21 protein-coding genes are annotated in these 17,014 nt (G+C 60.7%); 7 read left to right on the top strand and 14 right to left on the bottom strand.

Annotation, left to right across the window (positions count from 1 at the left end):
* Nucleotides 1–112 precede the first annotated feature (112 nt).
* Entirely contained in the window at nucleotides 113–514 is a 402-nt protein-coding gene (locus FM101_RS15195) for a cytochrome c oxidase subunit 4 (RefSeq protein WP_087001168.1), read from the top strand.
* A gap of 139 nt (nucleotides 515–653) precedes the next feature.
* On the top strand, nucleotides 654–1,427 hold the full coding sequence (locus FM101_RS15190; RefSeq protein WP_087001166.1) for a GntR family transcriptional regulator: 774 nt from the start codon (nucleotides 654–656) through the stop codon (nucleotides 1,425–1,427).
* A 523-nt stretch (nucleotides 1,428–1,950) separates the two neighbouring features.
* Here the strand turns inward: FM101_RS15190 and qcrB are convergent.
* The 4 genes from qcrB to ctaE form a co-directional block, all read right to left on the bottom strand.
* Nucleotides 1,951–3,618 carry a cytochrome bc1 complex cytochrome b subunit gene (gene qcrB, locus FM101_RS15185; protein ID WP_087001164.1) on the bottom strand — a complete coding sequence of 556 codons (1,668 nt, stop codon included), beginning with the start codon at nucleotides 3,616–3,618 and terminating at the stop codon, nucleotides 1,951–1,953.
* Between the two features lie 2 nt (nucleotides 3,619–3,620).
* Nucleotides 3,621–4,664, bottom strand: coding sequence for a cytochrome bc1 complex Rieske iron-sulfur subunit (gene qcrA, locus FM101_RS15180; RefSeq protein WP_087001162.1), 1,044 nt, complete (start codon nucleotides 4,662–4,664; stop codon nucleotides 3,621–3,623).
* 73 nt (nucleotides 4,665–4,737) lie between these two features.
* On the bottom strand, nucleotides 4,738–5,526 hold the full coding sequence (qcrC, locus tag FM101_RS15175; RefSeq protein ID WP_087001160.1) for a cytochrome bc1 complex diheme cytochrome c subunit: 789 nt from the start codon (nucleotides 5,524–5,526) through the stop codon (nucleotides 4,738–4,740).
* Nucleotides 5,527–5,581: 55 nt separating this feature from the next.
* Nucleotides 5,582–6,220 carry an aa3-type cytochrome oxidase subunit III gene (gene ctaE, locus FM101_RS15170; RefSeq protein WP_087001158.1) on the bottom strand — a complete coding sequence of 213 codons (639 nt, stop codon included), beginning with the start codon at nucleotides 6,218–6,220 and terminating at the stop codon, nucleotides 5,582–5,584.
* A gap of 192 nt (nucleotides 6,221–6,412) precedes the next feature.
* On the opposite strand from ctaE, the gene trpD reads away from it, so the two are divergent.
* Nucleotides 6,413–7,429 carry an anthranilate phosphoribosyltransferase gene (gene trpD / locus FM101_RS15165; RefSeq protein WP_087001156.1) on the top strand — a complete coding sequence of 339 codons (1,017 nt, stop codon included), beginning with the start codon at nucleotides 6,413–6,415 and terminating at the stop codon, nucleotides 7,427–7,429.
* 64 nt (nucleotides 7,430–7,493) lie between these two features.
* On the opposite strand, the gene FM101_RS15160 is transcribed toward trpD, so the two are convergent.
* Both FM101_RS15160 and FM101_RS15155 read right to left on the bottom strand, forming a co-directional pair.
* Nucleotides 7,494–7,772, bottom strand: coding sequence for an Lrp/AsnC family transcriptional regulator (locus FM101_RS15160; RefSeq protein WP_087001154.1), 279 nt, complete (start codon nucleotides 7,770–7,772; stop codon nucleotides 7,494–7,496).
* Nucleotides 7,773–7,831: 59 nt separating this feature from the next.
* Nucleotides 7,832–8,221: a DUF3054 domain-containing protein gene (locus FM101_RS15155; protein ID WP_087001152.1), complete on the bottom strand. Its 390-nt coding sequence runs from the start codon at nucleotides 8,219–8,221 to the stop codon at nucleotides 7,832–7,834.
* Nucleotides 8,222–8,313: 92 nt separating this feature from the next.
* Here FM101_RS15155 and FM101_RS15150 point away from each other — a divergent pair, with 92 nt between their 5' ends.
* Complete coding sequence (locus FM101_RS15150; protein ID WP_087001150.1) at nucleotides 8,314–8,913, top strand: hypothetical protein; 600 nt, start codon at nucleotides 8,314–8,316, stop codon at nucleotides 8,911–8,913.
* A gap of 3 nt (nucleotides 8,914–8,916) precedes the next feature.
* Nucleotides 8,917–9,519 carry a hypothetical protein gene (locus FM101_RS15145; RefSeq protein WP_087001148.1) on the top strand — a complete coding sequence of 201 codons (603 nt, stop codon included), beginning with the start codon at nucleotides 8,917–8,919 and terminating at the stop codon, nucleotides 9,517–9,519.
* Here FM101_RS15145 and FM101_RS15140 read toward each other — a convergent pair.
* On the bottom strand, nucleotides 9,512–9,862 hold the full coding sequence (locus FM101_RS15140; protein WP_087001147.1) for an SdpI family protein: 351 nt from the start codon (nucleotides 9,860–9,862) through the stop codon (nucleotides 9,512–9,514). The two genes, FM101_RS15145 and FM101_RS15140, sit on opposite strands and share 8 nt — an antisense overlap.
* A gap of 168 nt (nucleotides 9,863–10,030) precedes the next feature.
* Between FM101_RS15140 and FM101_RS15135 the strand changes: the two genes are divergently transcribed.
* A complete protein-coding gene (locus FM101_RS15135; protein WP_087001145.1) occupies nucleotides 10,031–10,384 on the top strand; it encodes a VOC family protein in 354 nt (117 codons plus the stop codon).
* Between the two features lie 468 nt (nucleotides 10,385–10,852).
* On the opposite strand, the gene FM101_RS15800 is transcribed toward FM101_RS15135, so the two are convergent.
* The 7 genes from FM101_RS15800 to FM101_RS15110 form a co-directional block, all read right to left on the bottom strand.
* A complete protein-coding gene (locus tag FM101_RS15800; RefSeq protein ID WP_158225839.1) occupies nucleotides 10,853–10,990 on the bottom strand; it encodes a hypothetical protein in 138 nt (45 codons plus the stop codon).
* Between the two features lie 205 nt (nucleotides 10,991–11,195).
* The gene (locus FM101_RS15130) at nucleotides 11,196–11,504 is read right to left on the bottom strand and encodes a hypothetical protein (RefSeq protein ID WP_143269308.1); all 309 of its coding nucleotides are present in this window, start codon (nucleotides 11,502–11,504) and stop codon (nucleotides 11,196–11,198) included.
* A gap of 131 nt (nucleotides 11,505–11,635) precedes the next feature.
* Nucleotides 11,636–12,319: an SDR family oxidoreductase gene (locus FM101_RS15125; RefSeq protein WP_241895161.1), complete on the bottom strand. Its 684-nt coding sequence runs from the start codon at nucleotides 12,317–12,319 to the stop codon at nucleotides 11,636–11,638.
* Nucleotides 12,320–12,580 (bottom strand): hypothetical protein, encoded by a 261-nt coding sequence (locus FM101_RS16030; protein ID WP_241895162.1) that lies wholly within the window; start codon nucleotides 12,578–12,580, stop codon nucleotides 12,320–12,322. It abuts the gene before it with no gap.
* Nucleotides 12,581–12,815: 235 nt separating this feature from the next.
* Nucleotides 12,816–13,103 (bottom strand): hypothetical protein, encoded by a 288-nt coding sequence (locus tag FM101_RS15120; protein ID WP_087001141.1) that lies wholly within the window; start codon nucleotides 13,101–13,103, stop codon nucleotides 12,816–12,818.
* A 442-nt stretch (nucleotides 13,104–13,545) separates the two neighbouring features.
* Nucleotides 13,546–14,790, bottom strand: coding sequence for an NAD(P)/FAD-dependent oxidoreductase (locus FM101_RS15115; protein WP_087001139.1), 1,245 nt, complete (start codon nucleotides 14,788–14,790; stop codon nucleotides 13,546–13,548).
* Between the two features lie 1,468 nt (nucleotides 14,791–16,258).
* Entirely contained in the window at nucleotides 16,259–16,750 is a 492-nt protein-coding gene (locus FM101_RS15110; protein WP_241895163.1) for a GNAT family N-acetyltransferase, read from the bottom strand.
* Between the two features lie 49 nt (nucleotides 16,751–16,799).
* Here FM101_RS15110 and FM101_RS15105 point away from each other — a divergent pair, with 49 nt between their 5' ends.
* The gene (locus tag FM101_RS15105) at nucleotides 16,800–16,985 is read left to right on the top strand and encodes a hypothetical protein (protein ID WP_087001135.1); all 186 of its coding nucleotides are present in this window, start codon (nucleotides 16,800–16,802) and stop codon (nucleotides 16,983–16,985) included.
* Nucleotides 16,986–17,014: the final 29 nt, after the last annotated feature.

The following is a 17,014-nucleotide window of genomic DNA, read 5'->3' as shown; positions in this document are numbered from 1 at the left end:
GCTCCGAGCGCCCGGCCTTGGACCTCCACCATCCGGAGCTCTCGGCGAGGGTGACTCCTGCGGGTGCGGCCTCCGCCGTATTCGGTCCGGCCGATCAGAAGGACGTGTAACCATGAAAGTTGAAACTGGACTCTTTCTCGTCCTCTTCCTCTTCTTCGTCCCGGTGATGGTCTTCTACGGCATCATGACCGATTGGACGGAATGGGTCGGGATTCTGGCCCTGGGCCTCTGTGCGGGACTCGGCCTGATGGTCGGCTTCTACCTCTACTCGACCGCCAAGCGTGTCGGCGATCGTCCGGAAGACCGTGTCGATGGCGAGATCCACGAGAACGCCGGCGTCATCGGCAAATTCGCTCCTTGGAGTTGGTGGCCGCTGGTTCTGGGCACCGCTGCCGCGATAGGATTCCTCGGCATTGCCGTGGGTTTCTGGGTCACCTACATCGGTGCTGGCCTGTGTGTCATCGCCCTGGTCGGTTGGGTGTATGAATACAGCCGCGGAGACCACGCGCACTAAGCACGAGTCTCCGACGTAAGAGGGGCGGTTCTTTCCTTCGGGAAGGAACCGCCCCTCTCTGTGTATCGGGTAGCCGAAGATGCCCGGGCACCGACGGTAAGATGGCCCCACGAGCGCGTTGATGGATGGTGAGTACGTTATGTCCCATAGGCCCCCGGTTCCCGTTACCGGAACCCTGGATGCTTCGTCGTCGCTGAAGAAGCATGAACAGGTCAAACAGATCCTGCGCCACCATGCCACCACCGTCTGCGATCCGGGCCGGGCCATTCCCTCCGAACGTGAACTGACCGAACAGTTCGGGGTTGCCCGCATGACGGTCAGGAACGCCATTGACGCACTGGTCGACGACGGGGTGCTGGAGCGCATCGTCGGTGTCGGTACGTTCGCTGCCTTCCCCAAGGTCGACCTCCAGGTCAAGCTGACCTCATACAGCGAGGAAATGGTGCGTCGTGGGATGGTCCCCACCGGTCGTGTTCTACGTTTCGATGAGGTACCTGCCACGGGTCAACTCGCCCGTGAGATGGAATTGGACGACGGCACTCCTGTCGTCAGGCTTCGTCGTCTCCTCTTGGCCGACGGACTTCCGATGAACCTGGATGAGAACTACCTTCCCTTACACCGGGTCCCGGGTTTTCTTGATGACCCGGCACCTCGCCAGCTCTATGCCTCGCTGAATGAACGTTACGGGCTGGTCATGCAATGGGGTGAAGACCAGGTCGAGGCGACGGCAGCAACCCATCACGACGCCAAGCATCTGGGAGTCGACGCTGGAACGCCGCTGTTGAAGATCCAGCGCCATGCCTACGTTAAACGCGAGCTCGTTGACTATTCCGTCTCCCTCTACCGCGCCGATCGCTATAAGCTCTTCGTGCCTCTCCAGCGGCCCGGCACACGCCAACCCCGGTCCTTATGACCCGGTGGCCTCCTCCGACCCTAGAGTGGCTCCTTGAAGGTCTGATGAACACTATAGGATCGCTTCGGATGGATAGCCGATTTCGCAGCGCGCTATCCAGACTGCCCGCTGTTATGGTCCTCCGCCCGCAGAGCGGAGGGGTGTCCGCGTCCAGGGGGGGCGCAGGTGGTTGCGGGTTACGGTCCCGGCAGCTGCTTCACGAGGCCGCGACTGCCGAGGCAAAGTTTGCGACATGGTGTCCGCGCCGCTCGGTGAACACAGTCTAGGAAACCCTCGAAGGGGTGAGAGCTCAGGTTGCGCTCCGGGTGTGCTGACCCGCCGCGTGGCTACCGTCGTCGATTTCTGTGGCCCACAGAGGGACGTAAGTTCTCAGGGGTGGCGAAGGAACCTCGGACGCCCGCCTCCAGGCCCATTGCCCTTCCAACCTGGCGTCTCCCGCTCTGCCTCGATGCGCCGCCGGGCACGCGAAAAAGGGACCCCGACCGTGTGGTCGGGGTCCCTTTTTCGTCGAAGCCGCTACCGGCTACCGATCGATCGAGGCCTCTTCCGTAGATCCCTCGACGGCCGGCGCGTGGTGGCCGTGTGCGGCCTCCAGCTCGGCCGGGGTGACCGGTGCGACGCGATCTTCAAAGAAGAACTTAGAAACCGCACCACGGGCCTTTTCGCCGCGGGTGACATGTCCGACGCTGTCGGCTTCAGCCGGCATGACCTCATGGGACTCGAAGGCGACCAGCTTATAGCGCTTATACACATCCAATTCGACGTGCTGCTCCGAGAAGCCGCCCTCGGGAGACATTTGGATGATGCCTGCTTCACGTCCGTGGAGGACGATCTCGCGGTCCTTACGCTGCAGTGCCAGAGCGATACGGCGGGCGACAATGAACCCGAGGATCGGTCCCATGAAGAACAGCACCCGCAGCCAGTACGTGACGTCGTTCAGTGACACGTGGAAGTGTGTGGCAATGAGGTCCGAGGACGCGGCACACCACATGACGCAGTACCAAATGACGCCGGCGACGCCGACACCGGTGCGGAACGGGGCGTTGCGCGGACGGTCCAGCAGGTGGTGTTCACGGTCGTCCTTGGTGACCCAACGTTCGATCCATGGCCACGCGAACATGGCACCGATAAGGATCGCCGCGGGAATCATCGGGATCAGTACGTTCAGGATGAGGTTGTTGCCGCCCCAAGGGAACGGGATGATCCACTCCAGGCTGAAGTTGCCCAAGTACCCAGGCATCAGGCGCAAGGCGCCATCAACCCAACCGATGTACCAGTCGGGCTGCGTGCCAGCCGAAACGGGGGAGGGGTCATACGGCCCGTAGTTCCAAATCGGGTTGATCTGGAAGAAGCCCGAGATCAGGGCAACGATGCCGAACACGATGAAGAAGAACCCACCGGCCTTGGCTGCGTAGACCGGACCAACCGGGAAGCCGACGACGTTGTCGTTGGTCCGGCCGGGGCCGCGGTACTGCGTGTGCTTGTGGACGACCACCATGAACAGGTGAATACCGATCATCAACAAGATCAACGCGGGCACCAACATGATGTGCATCATGTACAGACGCCCGATAATCGCAGTTCCGGGGAACTCGCCACCGAACAGGAAGGCCGAGATGAAGGTACCAACAACCGGCAGTGCCTTGATGACGCCGTCGATGATGCGCAGGCCGTTACCCGAGAGCAGGTCGTCGGGGAGCGAGTAGCCGGTGAAGCCGGCAGCCATCGCCAGGATCAGCAGGGTGCCGCCAACGATCCAGTTCAGTTCACGCGGCTTGCGGAAAGCCCCGGTGAAGAACACGCGCAGCATGTGCACCGATACGGCTGCCACGAAGAGCAGTGCCGACCAGTGGTGGACTTGGCGCATGAACAAGCCGCCGCGGACATCGAAGGAGATGTCCATGGTCGAGGCCATGGCCACCGACATGTGGACGCCCTTGAGCGGGTTGTAGCTTCCTTCGTAGACGGTGTGTGCCATGGAAGGATCGAAGAAGAACGTCAGGAATGTTCCCGAGATCAGCAGGATGACGAAGGTGTACAACGCCACCTCGCCGAACATGAACGACCAGTGGTCGGGGAAGATCTTGCGACCGAATTCCTTGACCATGGCCGAACCGCCGACACGGGTGTCAACGAAGTTCGCAATCCTGCCGGTTGAAGTCTTGGGACGGTACTCGGTAGTTGAGGACATGATTAGCCACGCTCCCAGTAGCTCGGACCGACGGGCTCATGGAAGTCGCTCTGGGCGATCAGGTAGCCCTCCGAATCGACGGTAATCGGAAGTTGCGGAAGTGCGTGACCGGCCGGACCGAAGATGACCTTGCATTCCTGCGTGAGGTCAAAGGTGGACTGGTGGCACGGGCACAGCAGGTGGTGCGTCTGCTGCTCATAGAGGGCCACGGGGCAACCCACATGGGTGCAGATCTTGGAATAGGCCACGATTCCGTCGTGGTGCCAGGTCTCGCGTTCCGGGGAGATGTGCATCTCCTTGGGATCCAGACGCATGAGCAGGACAACTGCCTTGGCCTTCTCGTTCAGCGGGTCCTCGGCGTCGTCGAGGCCTTCCGGGATCACGTGGAATGCCGAACCGATCTGCACATCCGATGCCTTGATCGGTGTTCCCGAGGGGTCGCGGACCAGCTTGGTGTCCTTATCCCACATCGTGTACCGCAACCGGTCGACGATCTCACTGGCGGTGGCACCGGTGCGATCCAGGTCGCGGAACATGAAGATCGCCGGGATCGGAGCCAATGCCACGGCGGCAATCAGCGAGTTGCGGATCAGCGGACGGCGCTTGATTCCCGTTTCCTCGAGGATATCGCCAATCATGGCTTCGGCTTCCTGGCGGTCAGCCTCGGGCCGGATCTCATGACGCATTTCGGTGATCTCGTGATCAGGCATCAGGGTCTTCGCCCAGTGCACAATACCGACACCGATGCCTAGCATCGCGAAGGCGGTGCCTAGACCCAGCAAGGTGTTCTGCAGCCGGATGCCGCTGATTGAATCCGTACGTCCCACGACGAAGTAAGCGACGAAAAACAGTGCTGTGCCCAGAATGGACACCACGAACAGCAGGGATACCTGGCGTTCGGCCCGTTTAGCGGCGCGCGGGTCAACGTCGGCGAGACGCGGCCGGTGCGGGGGCAGGCCCGGGTCCTGGAAACTTTCCACGGAGCCCTGACCGGCCTTAGCAACGGTGCCCGGATCGTTCGGACTGCCGTGACTATGGTCGCCCATGTTCTCTCTCATCCTTTTCTCAAAATTCTTTGGTACGAAGTGTGGTGTGCGGGACGGAGCCCGCAGCGCCGGATCAGGACGGCCGTGAGGTCAACCAGATCGTGAAGGCGATGACGATGGCCAGGCCACCGGTCCAGATGAGGAGGCCTTCAGAGACCGGGCCAAGGGAGCCGAGGCTGGCACCGCCGGGGGAGCCCTGCGCATCGATTTCCTGGAGGAACGTGATGACATCGCGCTTCTCATCGGGGGTGATGTTCGAGTCATTGAAGACGGGCATGTTCTGTGGGCCGGTCGCCATGGCCTCGTAGATATGCTTGCCGCTGACATCGGAGAGTCCCGGAGCGAATTTGCCACGCGTCAGAGCACCACCGGCAGCACCGGCGTTGTGGCACATGGCGCAGTTGACGCGGAAGACCTCGCCACCGGCTGCCGAGTTGCCCTGTGACGTGTCAACTGCCTCGTCGTCCGGCACTGCGGGGCCGGCGCCGAGGGATGCGACGTACGCTGCGAGCTTCTGTGTTTCCTCGTCGCTGAACTGCTTCGGCTTGGCCTGGGCCTGTGGACCCTGCATCTGCATCGGCATGCGTCCGGTGCCAACCTGGAAGTCGACGGCTGCAGCGCCGACACCGACAAGCGAGGGGCCATCTGCTGAGCCTTCGGCGTTCATGCCGTGGCAGGTGGCGCAGTTGGCGACGAAGAGCTTGTTGCCTTCATTGACATCACTGGCGCTATAAGTCGTCGCGGCCTTGGCCTCGTTGACGCTGCCCGCCGCGGCGTACAGGCCGCCGGTGATGAGCAGGCCCATCAAAAGCAGCGCTACGGCGGCGAGCGGATGGCGGCGCCTTTGCGAAAGAGCCTTCACTTGCTGGTTCCTCACTTGATTTGGTTGGTGATGCTTGGGGTGCCTAAGGCGGGTGCTACTTCAGGAAGTAGATAATCGCGAACAGTGCGATCCACACGACGTCGACGAAGTGCCAGTAGTAGGACACGACAATGGCTGAAGTCGCCTCGAAGTGGCCGAACTTCTTTGCCACGTACGCCCGACCGATGATCAGGATGAACGCGATGAGCCCGCCGGCAACGTGCAGGCCGTGGAAGCCTGTCGTGATGTAGAAGGCGGAACCGTAGGCATTGGAGCTCAGTGACACGCCGTGGTGGACCAATTCGGTGTATTCGAACGCCTGCACGGCGACGAAGATCGCACCGAGGATGAACGTCACGATGAACCACTCGGTCATTCCCCACTTGCGGACGTTCAGCAGACCACCGAGGCGGCGCGGCTGGAGATCCTCAGCACGGAAGACACCGAGCTGGCAAGAGAAGGAACTGGAAACCAGGATGAGCGTGTTGATAAGTGCGAACGGGACGTTCAACTTGGAGGTCTCGTTCGCCCACAACTCCGGCGAGGCAGCACGGAGTGTGAAGTACATGGCGAAAAGCGCGGCGAAGAACATCAGCTCGCTGGAAAGCCAGACGACGGTTCCGACCGACACCATGTTGGGACGGTTAGGCGCAGGGTGCGCCTGGGCATTGAGGTTATGAGTCGCAGTTGTCACAGAGCCATTATGGCTACAAAAGTGCTCCTGACACCAATGCATTCGAGGCCGAGTCGCCTCTTTTTGACCCGGTCAGGCCTAAGTTCCGCGGAATATCAGGGGAGAAACAATTCCGCACTTTCTACAAAACGTAGATAACCTAGGTGCGTGTCAACGATTTCTACGCCATCAGAGTTCCCAAATTGGCCAACCATGCTCACCTCGCTCATCCGTGGTGACGATCTTTCGACCGCGGATGCGACGTGGGCGATGAGCGAAATCATGGGCGGAAATGCTTCAGACATCCACATCGCCGGTTTCCTGGTTGCCCTTCGAGCGAAGGGCGAATCAGTGGATGAGTTGGCGGGACTCGTCGAGGGGATGATCTCCAACGCCCGGCCGCTGGATATTCCGGGCGAGAAACTCGACATCGTCGGCACGGGTGGTGATCGTCACAACACCGTGAACATCTCCACGATGTCAGCATTGGTCTGCGCTGGTGCCGGGGCCCGACTGGTCAAGCACGGAAACCGCGCCGCGTCGTCGTCCTCCGGTTCCGCCGACGTCTTGGAAGCTCTTGGGGTCCGACTCAACGCCCCCGCCGAGCGACTTGGCGCCATCCTGAGTGAAGCGGGGATCACGTTCTGTTTCGCCCAGATGTTCCACCCGTCGATGCGTTTCGCCGCGGCGGCCCGTTCGGGTCTGGGGGTCGCGACGGCTTTCAACTTCATGGGCCCGCTCACGAACCCTTCACGACCCACGGCATCGGCCATCGGCTGCGCCGATGAACGCATGGCTCCGCTCATGGCCGGTGTCTTGGCGGCCCGAGGGTCACGGGCGTTGGTCTTCAGGGGCGATGACGGCCTCGACGAGATGACAACGACCACGGCAAACCATGTCTGGGAGGTCCGCGACGGTGCCGTCAGCGCCTCGATCCTCGACGCGAAGGACCTGGGGTTGGCTCGGGCCACTCTGGACGATTTACGTGGGGGAGATGCGCAATATAACGCCGCCGTCGTCCACGAGATTCTCAACGGGGCACGGGGGCCGGTGCGTGACGCCGTGGTGCTCAATGCTGCGGCAGGGCTGGTGGCCTTCGCCCCTTCCGCTGACAGTAGCCTCACGGGGCGCCTGGAGGCTGCTGCAAGGCGTGCGGAGGAGGCCATTGACTCCGGCGCCGCACATGATGTTCTCAGCCGCTGGATCGCCGCTACTGCCGTCGGGCAGTAAAACCAAAGGAGCCCGGTGCGCCGCGGGCAGCACCGGGCTCCCGGAAGTGGAACCGTCCCAGGGTTTATTCGAGGCCGAGGGAGAAGGCGGCGTCAAGGTCATGCTGGGAATATGACCTGAAGGCGATATGGGTGGTGGTCTCGACGACACCGTCCACCTTCGAGAGTTTATTGGCGATGGCCTCGGCCAGATCCTCGTGATTGCGGACTCGGGCAATGGCAATGAGATCCCAGTCGCCAGCCACGGAATAGACTTCGCTGATCCCTTCCAGCTCGGAGATCTTCTGCGCGCATTCTGGAATACTGTCCGCTACGGTCTGGATCATGACAAATGCGGTGATCATCTCGTGTCCTTCCACCTTCCGGCACCGGGGGCACCCGGCACCTATTACCTGCCTTGAGCCTAGTTCACGGCACCAGCGGAGCGCACTTTACGACGGGCCAAAAGCCCTGATATAAGCCGACGCCCCAGGAGGAAGATCCCTAGAACCAGGGTCGCCACGATAATGAATGGTCCCGCAGCCGTTGCTCCGAAAAGCACGCGAAGAATGAGCCCGAGGGCGACGGTGCCAATCCACGTGGTCACGCCGTTCGGCCAGATGCGGTTGGGGTGGCGCCACATCAGGCCGATACCGGAGAAGACCAGGAGTGCGATCAAAAATGGACCCGCGGTACTCAAGGTGCCTGCGATGTCTAGACCTTCGGCATGTGAGCGGCGACCCAACATGGCGAAGATGATGACCAGGAGCAGATCGATGACGAGTAGTGGAAGCCATTTTCGTGGGTTGCGCATAGGTGCCAGCCTATCGGTGCCTCCACCGAAAAGAAGTCAGCAACAAAGCCTGACCCTTGTTTCTGTATAAACAAAGTTTTAGTATTGTTCCTATGATCGTCCTAACCATCGACCAACGGGATTCACGGCATAATCCTGACCGTGTCGAAGAACTAGTCACCGCCTTGAACGCGGAGTACCCCGTGGTCCGCGCCTTCGAACGGACCGCGGGGGATGAACTGCAAGGCGTTATGGATGACGGTGCCGCGGCCGTACGCCTGTTGCTTGAGGTGGCCCGGGAGGGGCATTGGAGCATCGGGCTTGGTGTGGGCAGCGTAAAAAACCCGCTGCCGGAACAAACGCGGGCCGGCGCTGGAGAGGCCTTCGAAGCAGCACGAGATGCTGTTGAACGTGCCAAGCACGCTCCGGCATCCGTGGCTGTAGCTGGTGCCGGGGGAGAGGCGCAACGCCTCGAAGCCGAACTTCAGCTCGTCGCCGAGGTCAACGCCCGGCGGACCGAAGCTTCACGGGCCGCTGGGCTCCTCGTCGACTCGGGCTTTTCCCAACGCGAAGCGGCAACCCGTTTGGGGATCACCCAACAAGCCGTGTCCAGTCGGCTGGCGTCCGGCTTGTGGTTCCCCTGCCGACAACTGGCCGATCAGGCTGGTCTAGCCTTGGCCCGATACACCGCCCAATTCGACGGAGACGATTAATCGATGCCCGTTCTGATCCTGTTGCTCCTGGCTGGCCTCTTCGGACTACCCCAGTATTTCCGCCGATTCCGAGGCATCACAAACCGTTGGCTCTACATCACCGCTGCAGCCCAACTACTCCTCTTGGCCGCTGCCGCCCTCGTCGCCGCCACTGGTGGCTGGACAAGTATCGCGTGGGGCGCTGCGGCGTCCTTCTCCGTTATCGCGGCCTCCATCGGTGGAGGACCAGTAACCATGAGTATCTTGCGCCTCTCGGAACGCAGTGTGGAGGCGGACCTCCGTGCGGCGGGCAACCCGCAGGCAGAAGCCCGGCACTTCACGCTTCCGCCCAACGAAGAAACGACGGGGACACGTCGTACCAATTCTTCAGGACAAGTCGTCCTGCAGGGTGGTGCCTGGATCGGGCTGCTGGAACGAACCGCCATAGCCTCGACCCTCTGGTCGGGGTGGCCGGAGGGTCTAGCCATCGTGTTGGCGGTGAAGGGGCTGGGCCGCTACGCAGAACTTGGCAAAGATGGAGCCGCGGAACGATTCATCCTCGGGACGTTCGCCAGCGTGCTCTGGGCCTGCGCCTGCACTGGAATTGCAGTGCTCGCCACTAGATAGAGCTGTTCACGGCATTCGCCGCTCGAACACCGAGTGCCGTGCCAACCAGGACGAAAATGAGCATCCCCGCATACGCGGCCAGGACCGTCCATTCCGGTAGCGCCGCCCCCATCAACAAGATGAACACGCCTGCGAAAAAGGGGATTAGGCCGGAAAGAATCAGCCACGGTCCAGCGGCCACATGTGTTTCTTCCCACGCCTCGTCGGATACCCTTGTGGCCGGCAAACGGATCCCGATCATCGCGTTGGCCGGGAGACGGCGCGCAAAGCCCAGCCACCCGAACACGGCCATGACCAGGCCGACGACAGACATGATCAAGCCCGTCATGATGGCATCTTCCATTGGTTTCCCCCCTGAAGTACGTCCTCAGCCCGGTCGATTGGCCGGGCGCCATGAGAGCCTACACCTGGAACCCGACGGGCCCATCGCGGGGGAGCGTGGTGCCGTTAACTGTCGACAGCGACTGAAATTCGGTGGAGGATCGGGGCATAGTTTCCCGAGGAGATTCTCATGCGTTCGATCAAGATCACCCCCAATGTGCACGTGAAGGACATCGACACTGCCAAGTCCTTTTATACCGGGTTTCTAGGTCTATCCAACGAGGAATTCAATCTGGGATGGGTGGCTCGATTCACTTCACCCCAGAGCCAGGCAAACCTTCAGCTGGTCACACAGGATGAGACCTCGCCCGTGGACTCCAAGTTCTCGGTCCATGCCGACGACGTCGATGCCGCCTACGCCGAGGCACTCGAACGTGGTTATGAGATCGTCCATCCGCTGAACACGGAAACCTGGGGCGTCCGGAGGTTTCTGGTGCGTGCGCCCGACGGCACCGTGGTCAATATCGTGCAACACCGGCCCTGACTTTCCCGGGCCACGCCTGGGAAAGCTCCGGCTCTTCAAGCAGAATTTGCGAGACTCCTCTTAGCTAACGGGCGCGTTGTTCACGAGTTCTCGGCGCAGAGCGCTCGGACCCAGACTGATTGCTGGCGCATAACCTATTCAGTGGCAGCGTGCCAGTAGCGTCCGCGCCCTTGACGGAACATAGATCCCCAGTGTTCGCGCCCCGAGGCGTGAGCCGTTGCCAGCAGCTCATACCTTGCCTCGGCGCGCTCGAACATCGCTGCGGGAGCCCCTCGCGCAGCTCCGCATCGGCCCGGTACCCATCGGCGAAAGCTGCCGGTCGCCGAGCAGCTGGATTCGCGGGGACGCTGTCATCCGGCAAGGTGAAACTCTGGGCCGCGTCGGCGAGTTCCCACAGTCGGCTACTGGGCCCGGACCCGTCCCAATCTATGAACACCCAGCGGTCCCCGATCACAAGTTTCCATGGAGCTAGGTCGATGTGCAGATGAGTTCTTCGGTAGTCGCAGGCAACAGCACGTCGTCGATGAATGCTGGCACCGGGGCGAACTGGCTCGAAGCATCATGGATCGAACGGACGAGGGCACCAACACGATCAAGCTCAGCCACGGTCAGAAGTCGCGCATCAAGCGCGATTCGTGACGGAATATATTCAATGGCTTACCGCCCGTACTCGTCGCATTTGCGCCGTCAAGCGGCGTCTCAACTGGTTGCCTCGTTCGAAGGTAACCCCCCATGTCCGTACGTTCTATCGCTTCAGTCCTCTTCATCGCAGGCAAGGAAGACCGCGGGCGGCGATCAACCTGAGGGCCCCTCAGGCCCCGTCGAGTTGCAACAGCCACGCCGCTTCGAGGGCGTCTTCGACCGCTCCGACGTCTGCTTCCGGCAAGTCGACAACGACCATCATGTGGTTCTTAAATCGCTGCGGGACTCTGAAAGTAGCCGGAGATTGACGCAGGAGCAGATCCCGGTACTCGAAGTCGGCGCGGATCACGATGCTCGTGTCATCGAGTTGCCTCGCAATCAACCGACCGTGGAACTGCCAGCGATCCAGCCCACTACTCGTTGAGTGCCGGACTCCCTGGAGTCTCGTGGCCAGATCAACAACGTCAGTCATCTTCATGATCACAACACTCGTCCCTCCAGCTGAGGACCATCTCTCCAACTCTCAGGCCCGATACTGCTCTTCTTCGGTTTGACGGAAAAGTCCTTCAAAACTGGCCAGCTGGCATTCTCGTCCCATCCTCATGAGTCCTATCGGTATTCCTCTGCCTGTTGTGCTGCTTGGCCTTCGACCACATCTCGCTTGACGTACCCCCAACAGTCCGGCCGCGAGCCATCAGTGTCGGTCACCTCGTAGGCATCGGCCAGCTGACGAGACGTCACGATCTGCCCGGACCAACGCCCGGCGTCGCCAGAGCCCGATAAGGCTGCAACTCCGCGGGCAACATAGGTGGGGGACTCGGAGATCGCGAAACCCGGTTCCTCGATCACCGCATCGCGCCAATTGCTTTCCTGTACGCCGAAACCCTCAAGCATCTTTTCGGATCGGAGCCAACCGGGGGTGACACCGACAGCAGTAACGGGGTGCTCGGCAAGTTCGAAGGTCAAACCCTTAACGATTCGTTCGACATTGGCTTTGACGAGGTCGTAGTAGAAGCCCACCCCTTCACGGAAATTAAAGTTGTAGTCTGCCGTGCCATCGGTCATCTCCACCACCAAGCCCACCGTCCCGTACTGGTGGGCGGTACGCAGCATCAGGGGCAAGGCGTGATGGCTGGTGATGATGTGTGTGTCCACTCCCATCCTCAGCATCCGTAGCCCACCGGCGAGATCGTGCTCCCACAGCGGCTTGTCCCACTGTGCATAACGGTCGCCGCCGAAGATGTCGTTGACCAGGACGTCGAGCCGACCACGCTCACGTCTTATCCGCTCCATTTAGGCCGCAACAGCTTCGGGCTTTTCGTGGTCGACCACGCATGCGGAACCAGTGCCGTAGGCACTTGCCATTTCCTCTCCGGTTCCTTCGATCGTCTCCGGGCGGTCGATCTCGGAGCGTCCCGACAAACGGCTGCTCCGTCCCGTTGCATAAACGTACGCGCCGGCCAGGGCCAACTCCACGGCGATCGCCCTACCGGCCCCGCGAGTTGCACCAGCTACCAGTGCGACCCGTCCATCTAGTGGTTTCGCCGCATTCATGGCGTCTCCTGTGAGGGTCTCAGTTTTCGAGCACCAGTGACGTTCAGCGAACAGCTCAGAGCCTTTCGCAGGACGGCGCTCTCTCAACCACAATAAATGTCTGCCGACGAACGGGCGGTCCTGCAGGGCCAATACTTTCGCGATGCTCGAGAAAGCGGGCTCACTCGTTCAGGCCCGCCCGCCCCTGAGGGCCATGGCGGACTGAGAAGACAATGGACCGCCAAGGACTAGGCCTTCACGATTCATTGTTGCGAGGATTGGGCTGGAGGTATGTCTCGCGGGATCGGGAACGGATGATGGGGACTGCTGCTGTCCCTCCGAGCAGGGCGGCAACCGGCATGGCACCTAGGATGATGGTGCGTTGAGCCGAACCCAGCGTTCCCAACTCTTCGGCAGGAACACTGCAGGGGAGCGCTTCTGCGCCGGCACCCGCGGCAATGGACACGAGGAAACACCAAGCGATCGACCGAGCAGCCAACCACGCGAGATCGAGTCCGAGGAGTTGTTGGCATGCGATGGCCATACCCACCGCCAGGACCGAGAGCAGCGCTGATGCAGCCGTTCCGCTATTCCGGCAAGTTCGGCCCCAGACCTCAGGCACCCTGGGACACATTTTCGGGCGAAGAATTACTCGACCAGCTACCCAAGGTGGCCCGAGCCGGAGACGATGTCGAGAACCACCTCAAAAACTGGGTTGGGGCCGCTCGTCCATGAGACCTCAGTTGGGCCAGCATTGGCGAAGCTATAGGCATGTCTCGCCAATCTGCGTGGGACCGCTTTGGCCAGACTCTCTCATCCCCACAGGCCTAGAGATCCACCCCTGGTGACCCCGCGGCTGCCCCTGCCGTGTCGCGTGCCTTGGCCGCCAGCCGCACTCGCCTGTGGGGACAGAACGTGTGACGGGCCGGGCTGATATGCCCTCCCGTGAAACCCAGCCGCCATGTCGGGTCATGGTTTGGAAGGCCCTACGGGCGCCCCGTTCGCATCAATTGCGTAAGCGGCACGGCCGGATTAGCGAGGTCTACTGGATCCACCCAGATCTGGGAACGGATCAACTCCTGCACCGGCTCGATGCCCTCATCCCACGCGTTGACATGCAGACCGGCAACAACCACGTTGTCAACAATCCAGAAAGCGTGAAACCGATCCGCAGCGAGATCGCCACGGATAATTGGCTCGTCCGCAGTTCTGGCATCCACTCGTCCTGCGTATTCCACAGCAAGGTCGTATTGATCGGTAAAGAAGAAGGGTGCTGGATCGAAGTTCGAGGACTGTCCGAGCATTGAATGCGCCGCAATTTTCCCCTCCATCAGCGCATTATTCCAATGCTCAACCCGCATCTGCTGGCCATAGAGCGGATTGGCTACGCTGGCGATATCGCCGGCTGCGAAGACATCTGGAGCCTGCGTCCGCATCTGCGGGTCGACACGGATGCCTCCGTCTTCGGCCAGCATTCCCTTTTCGACGAACCCGGACTCAGGTTCAGCCCCCACTCCGACGATCACCACGTCGGCGAGGAATTTGCTGCCGTCGTCGACGATGACAGATTCAACCTTTCCTTCGCCTTCGATACCAACCACACGACACCCCAGTTGGAACTCGACGCCGTGCCGACGATGAACAGCGGCGAAATACCCACCCAGACGCGCTCCCATGGATGCTTCGAGCGGCGCTTGGCCTGGACCAATCACGATAACCCGGCATCCCTTCTGGCGGGCGGCATCGGCAGTTTCTAAGCCGATCCAACTCGCGCCGACGATGACGACGTTCGTCGCGTCGTCCAAAGCCGCAGCCAATGCTTCAGAGTCTTCGAGGGTTCGAAGGTAGTGCACACCGGTCAGTTCGGCGCCGGGAGCTTTCAAACGGCGGGCTTTGGACCCGGTGCTGATCAGGATCTTGTCGTAGTCCAGCGTCGTCCCATCGTCGAGAATCACCTGGTGGTCGCTGCTGCGCAACGTAACAGCTCTGGCCTCGAGACGGACCTCCACATCTTGCTCGTCGTACCACTGCTGGCCGAGCAACGACTTATGGGAGAGCCATCCTTCACCTTTTAGATAGGACTTCGACAAGGGTGGGCGCTCGTACGGAAGGTGAGGTTCCGCTCCGACGAGAACGATCCGTCCGTCAAATCCTTCTGAACGCAATTTCTGAATGGCGGTACCGCCTGCTTGCCCGGCGCCGACGACAACGAACGTTTGGCCAGTAGACATGTCGTGCTCCTTCGAGGAGCGCTTGGGGACACCACCTGTAGGAGTTGACCGAAGAAACGCCCGTCATAGTAGGCGAATCTGGAGGCTACCATGCCCTCCCGAATCCGTAGCCGCCCAGATCAGGTCACGAACTCGGGTGGCCTCTGCAGGAATACTCCACCACACGCGGCCGCCACGATAGTCGGGGGAAGATCCAGCCCGATGTCGACAGCGTTTGCTGCATGATCAATGACAGCAAACAGTGTTGACCCGTGACTAGTAAGCGCAGCGGTCAGGAGTTTGAGGGTCTTCGAGTAGCTAAATCGACGAGCGCGGAGAACCAGCCCATGATCAGTAGCACTACTCATCTCATCTTCCATATATCCACTTGACCGCACATCCACGCGTCGCAGGAGTGCGGGGGAGTGCGCACGCATCGCGAGGAGATAACTTCCGCTCCGACGATGCCCACAGAGTAGTAACAGTCCACCGCCCCCAGGCCTTGGTCCAACTAGCAAAACAACTGTTCTTTTCGTTTCGGAATACCCCGCATTCCCGATATGCCTTTTCGGAGTCACCGGCACGGTCGAGAGGCACCAGGTAGACATCAAAAACTCGCGACAAAGACCGGGGGAGTACGCCGACACTCCGCTAGACCCAGTCAGCTACTGCATCCATTGGCGCGGTGGCCACGAGGGCCGCGTATCGCGTTCGATCCGGCAGCCACCAAGATTGAACGTCGATCAATCTGACATCAGTTACCCGTGGCAACAGTCCACTGTTGTTTACTTGCGTCAGCAGGAACGGACCAGACATAGCGCTGAACCCACCTGACACGACAAGGCTCTAGCCACCCTGCAGAACTAAGCGAGGAAAAGATCAATTCCTCTTTGACGAGCCGCGCCATGACGCCTTTTGGAATGTGGACTTCACAAAGACTCTGTGCTGACGGTCCAACCATCATCGTCCTAACCGCAAGAAGTGTCGTTCCCGAGAGAGACGTCGAATCTCAGCAAAGCATTACTTTACATAATGTAGATTATCGGCGCTCTATTAAGGCCTGAGAGAAGGCGGTCCGATCCACAGTCTTCAGCCGACTCTGGCTCCACCTGCCGGCATAGCCGTTGCTGGACGATGCCTTTCGGTACCCACGTCCCAGTCGTCTGGCAATGCGCTGAGCGATACTGGCTTACTCATGTCCATTCAACGCTCAAATCACTCACTGCGCGCATGCGACCCAATCACTCAGGGCGACTCGTCCTCGGCATCTGATTCGCGCTCACCTGCCTGGACTCTAACTCCGCCAGACGCCCCGACGTCGCAACGAATCTACGCGGTCACTGCTGTCGACACGCGCCCACCGTCCGCGAGACGGCCCGTGCGGGTGCGGCCACAGAAGAGAGCCTATAACCCCTTCTAAAAAAACATGAGCGAGGCCAGCACCACGCTTCCTCATGACCACGTGTGGAGCCTCTCCCCCTGAATATTTTTAGTGATTGGGAAATCCAATTTGTCGTTCGGCCCGAAAGAGCATTCCACGATCTCCCGCAAAGGTCGTCGTGTGGAAGCGTGCCCCCTCGGCGACAGGGGCAAACCCCCAGCGTCGGTGCAGCTCGATCGATGCCGTGTTTTTGGCGTTCACCACGTACCAGGCCTCCTGGCTTCGAGCCCAGATCCAGTCCAGCCGTTTTTGGGTCAGGCGAGCCGCGATCCCTTGACGCCTCCACGCTGGGTCGACGGTGACCCCACCTAGATATTGTCCGGCCTGCGCCGGACCGTCGGCATGATCCCAGACATGGGTTTTCGCCCAGCCCACCAGCTGTCCATCAGCCTCAGAGACCAGCACGAGGCGGTTCGGGTCCTTTATGGCGCACATATAGGCGGCGACACCGGTATCGCTCTCGCCCGCACGTTGGCCTATGCCTGCCATCATCGCTGCGTCTTCCACGCGAGCAGTCCTGACGAGCAATTTTTTTGACATCTATATACCCTCTTTCAACAGGATCAGATAAGAGCGTATACTCGATTATATGGATGCTTCTCTCCTAAACTCCCTGATTCTGGGGATTCTCGGGCTCGTGGTGATTTTCTATCTCCTCCACACCACCGTCCGTTCAGCCGTCAGACTGGGCATTCGCGATGCCCAGCGGGACAAGGACAGCACGGCCCGTCAGGCCCCTGAAGGAGTCTCAGTCGACGCGGGACACGACGTGTGACCCAGCGGTGCAGCAACCTTTGTAGAATG

The sequence above is a fragment of the Arthrobacter rhombi genome (genome assembly GCF_900163545.1).
Lineage (GTDB): Bacteria > Actinomycetota > Actinomycetes > Actinomycetales > Micrococcaceae > Arthrobacter_H > Arthrobacter_H rhombi_A.
Note: the sequence above shows the minus strand (reverse complement) of the source record. Positions and strands in the feature narration are given on the sequence as shown.

What these genes read in the sequence shown, in the direction of transcription:
- FM101_RS15195 (WP_087001168.1), top strand. Translation starts at nt 113, where the DNA reads ATGAAAGTTGAAACTGGACTCTTTCTCGTCCTCTTCCTCTTCTTCGTC.
- FM101_RS15125 (WP_241895161.1), bottom strand. Translation starts at nt 12,319, where the DNA reads ATGGAGCGGATAAGACGTGAGCGTGGTCGGCTCGACGTCCTGGTCAAC.
- FM101_RS15135 (WP_087001145.1), top strand. Translation starts at nt 10,031, where the DNA reads ATGCGTTCGATCAAGATCACCCCCAATGTGCACGTGAAGGACATCGAC.
- FM101_RS15190 (WP_087001166.1), top strand. Translation starts at nt 654, where the DNA reads ATGTCCCATAGGCCCCCGGTTCCCGTTACCGGAACCCTGGATGCTTCG.
- FM101_RS15160 (WP_087001154.1), bottom strand. Translation starts at nt 7,772, where the DNA reads ATGATCACCGCATTTGTCATGATCCAGACCGTAGCGGACAGTATTCCA.
- FM101_RS15120 (WP_087001141.1), bottom strand. Translation starts at nt 13,103, where the DNA reads ATGGCCATCGCATGCCAACAACTCCTCGGACTCGATCTCGCGTGGTTG.
- FM101_RS16030 (WP_241895162.1), bottom strand. Translation starts at nt 12,580, where the DNA reads ATGAATGCGGCGAAACCACTAGATGGACGGGTCGCACTGGTAGCTGGT.
- qcrB (WP_087001164.1), bottom strand. Translation starts at nt 3,618, where the DNA reads ATGTCCTCAACTACCGAGTACCGTCCCAAGACTTCAACCGGCAGGATT.
- FM101_RS15155 (WP_087001152.1), bottom strand. Translation starts at nt 8,221, where the DNA reads ATGCGCAACCCACGAAAATGGCTTCCACTACTCGTCATCGATCTGCTC.
- trpD (WP_087001156.1), top strand. Translation starts at nt 6,413, where the DNA reads ATGCTCACCTCGCTCATCCGTGGTGACGATCTTTCGACCGCGGATGCG.
- FM101_RS15115 (WP_087001139.1), bottom strand. Translation starts at nt 14,790, where the DNA reads ATGTCTACTGGCCAAACGTTCGTTGTCGTCGGCGCCGGGCAAGCAGGC.
- qcrA (WP_087001162.1), bottom strand. Translation starts at nt 4,664, where the DNA reads ATGGGCGACCATAGTCACGGCAGTCCGAACGATCCGGGCACCGTTGCT.
- FM101_RS15145 (WP_087001148.1), top strand. Translation starts at nt 8,917, where the DNA reads ATGCCCGTTCTGATCCTGTTGCTCCTGGCTGGCCTCTTCGGACTACCC.
- FM101_RS15105 (WP_087001135.1), top strand. Translation starts at nt 16,800, where the DNA reads ATGGATGCTTCTCTCCTAAACTCCCTGATTCTGGGGATTCTCGGGCTC.
- FM101_RS15130 (WP_143269308.1), bottom strand. Translation starts at nt 11,504, where the DNA reads ATGAAGATGACTGACGTTGTTGATCTGGCCACGAGACTCCAGGGAGTC.
- FM101_RS15150 (WP_087001150.1), top strand. Translation starts at nt 8,314, where the DNA reads ATGATCGTCCTAACCATCGACCAACGGGATTCACGGCATAATCCTGAC.
- FM101_RS15110 (WP_241895163.1), bottom strand. Translation starts at nt 16,750, where the DNA reads ATGTCAAAAAAATTGCTCGTCAGGACTGCTCGCGTGGAAGACGCAGCG.
- FM101_RS15140 (WP_087001147.1), bottom strand. Translation starts at nt 9,862, where the DNA reads ATGGAAGATGCCATCATGACGGGCTTGATCATGTCTGTCGTCGGCCTG.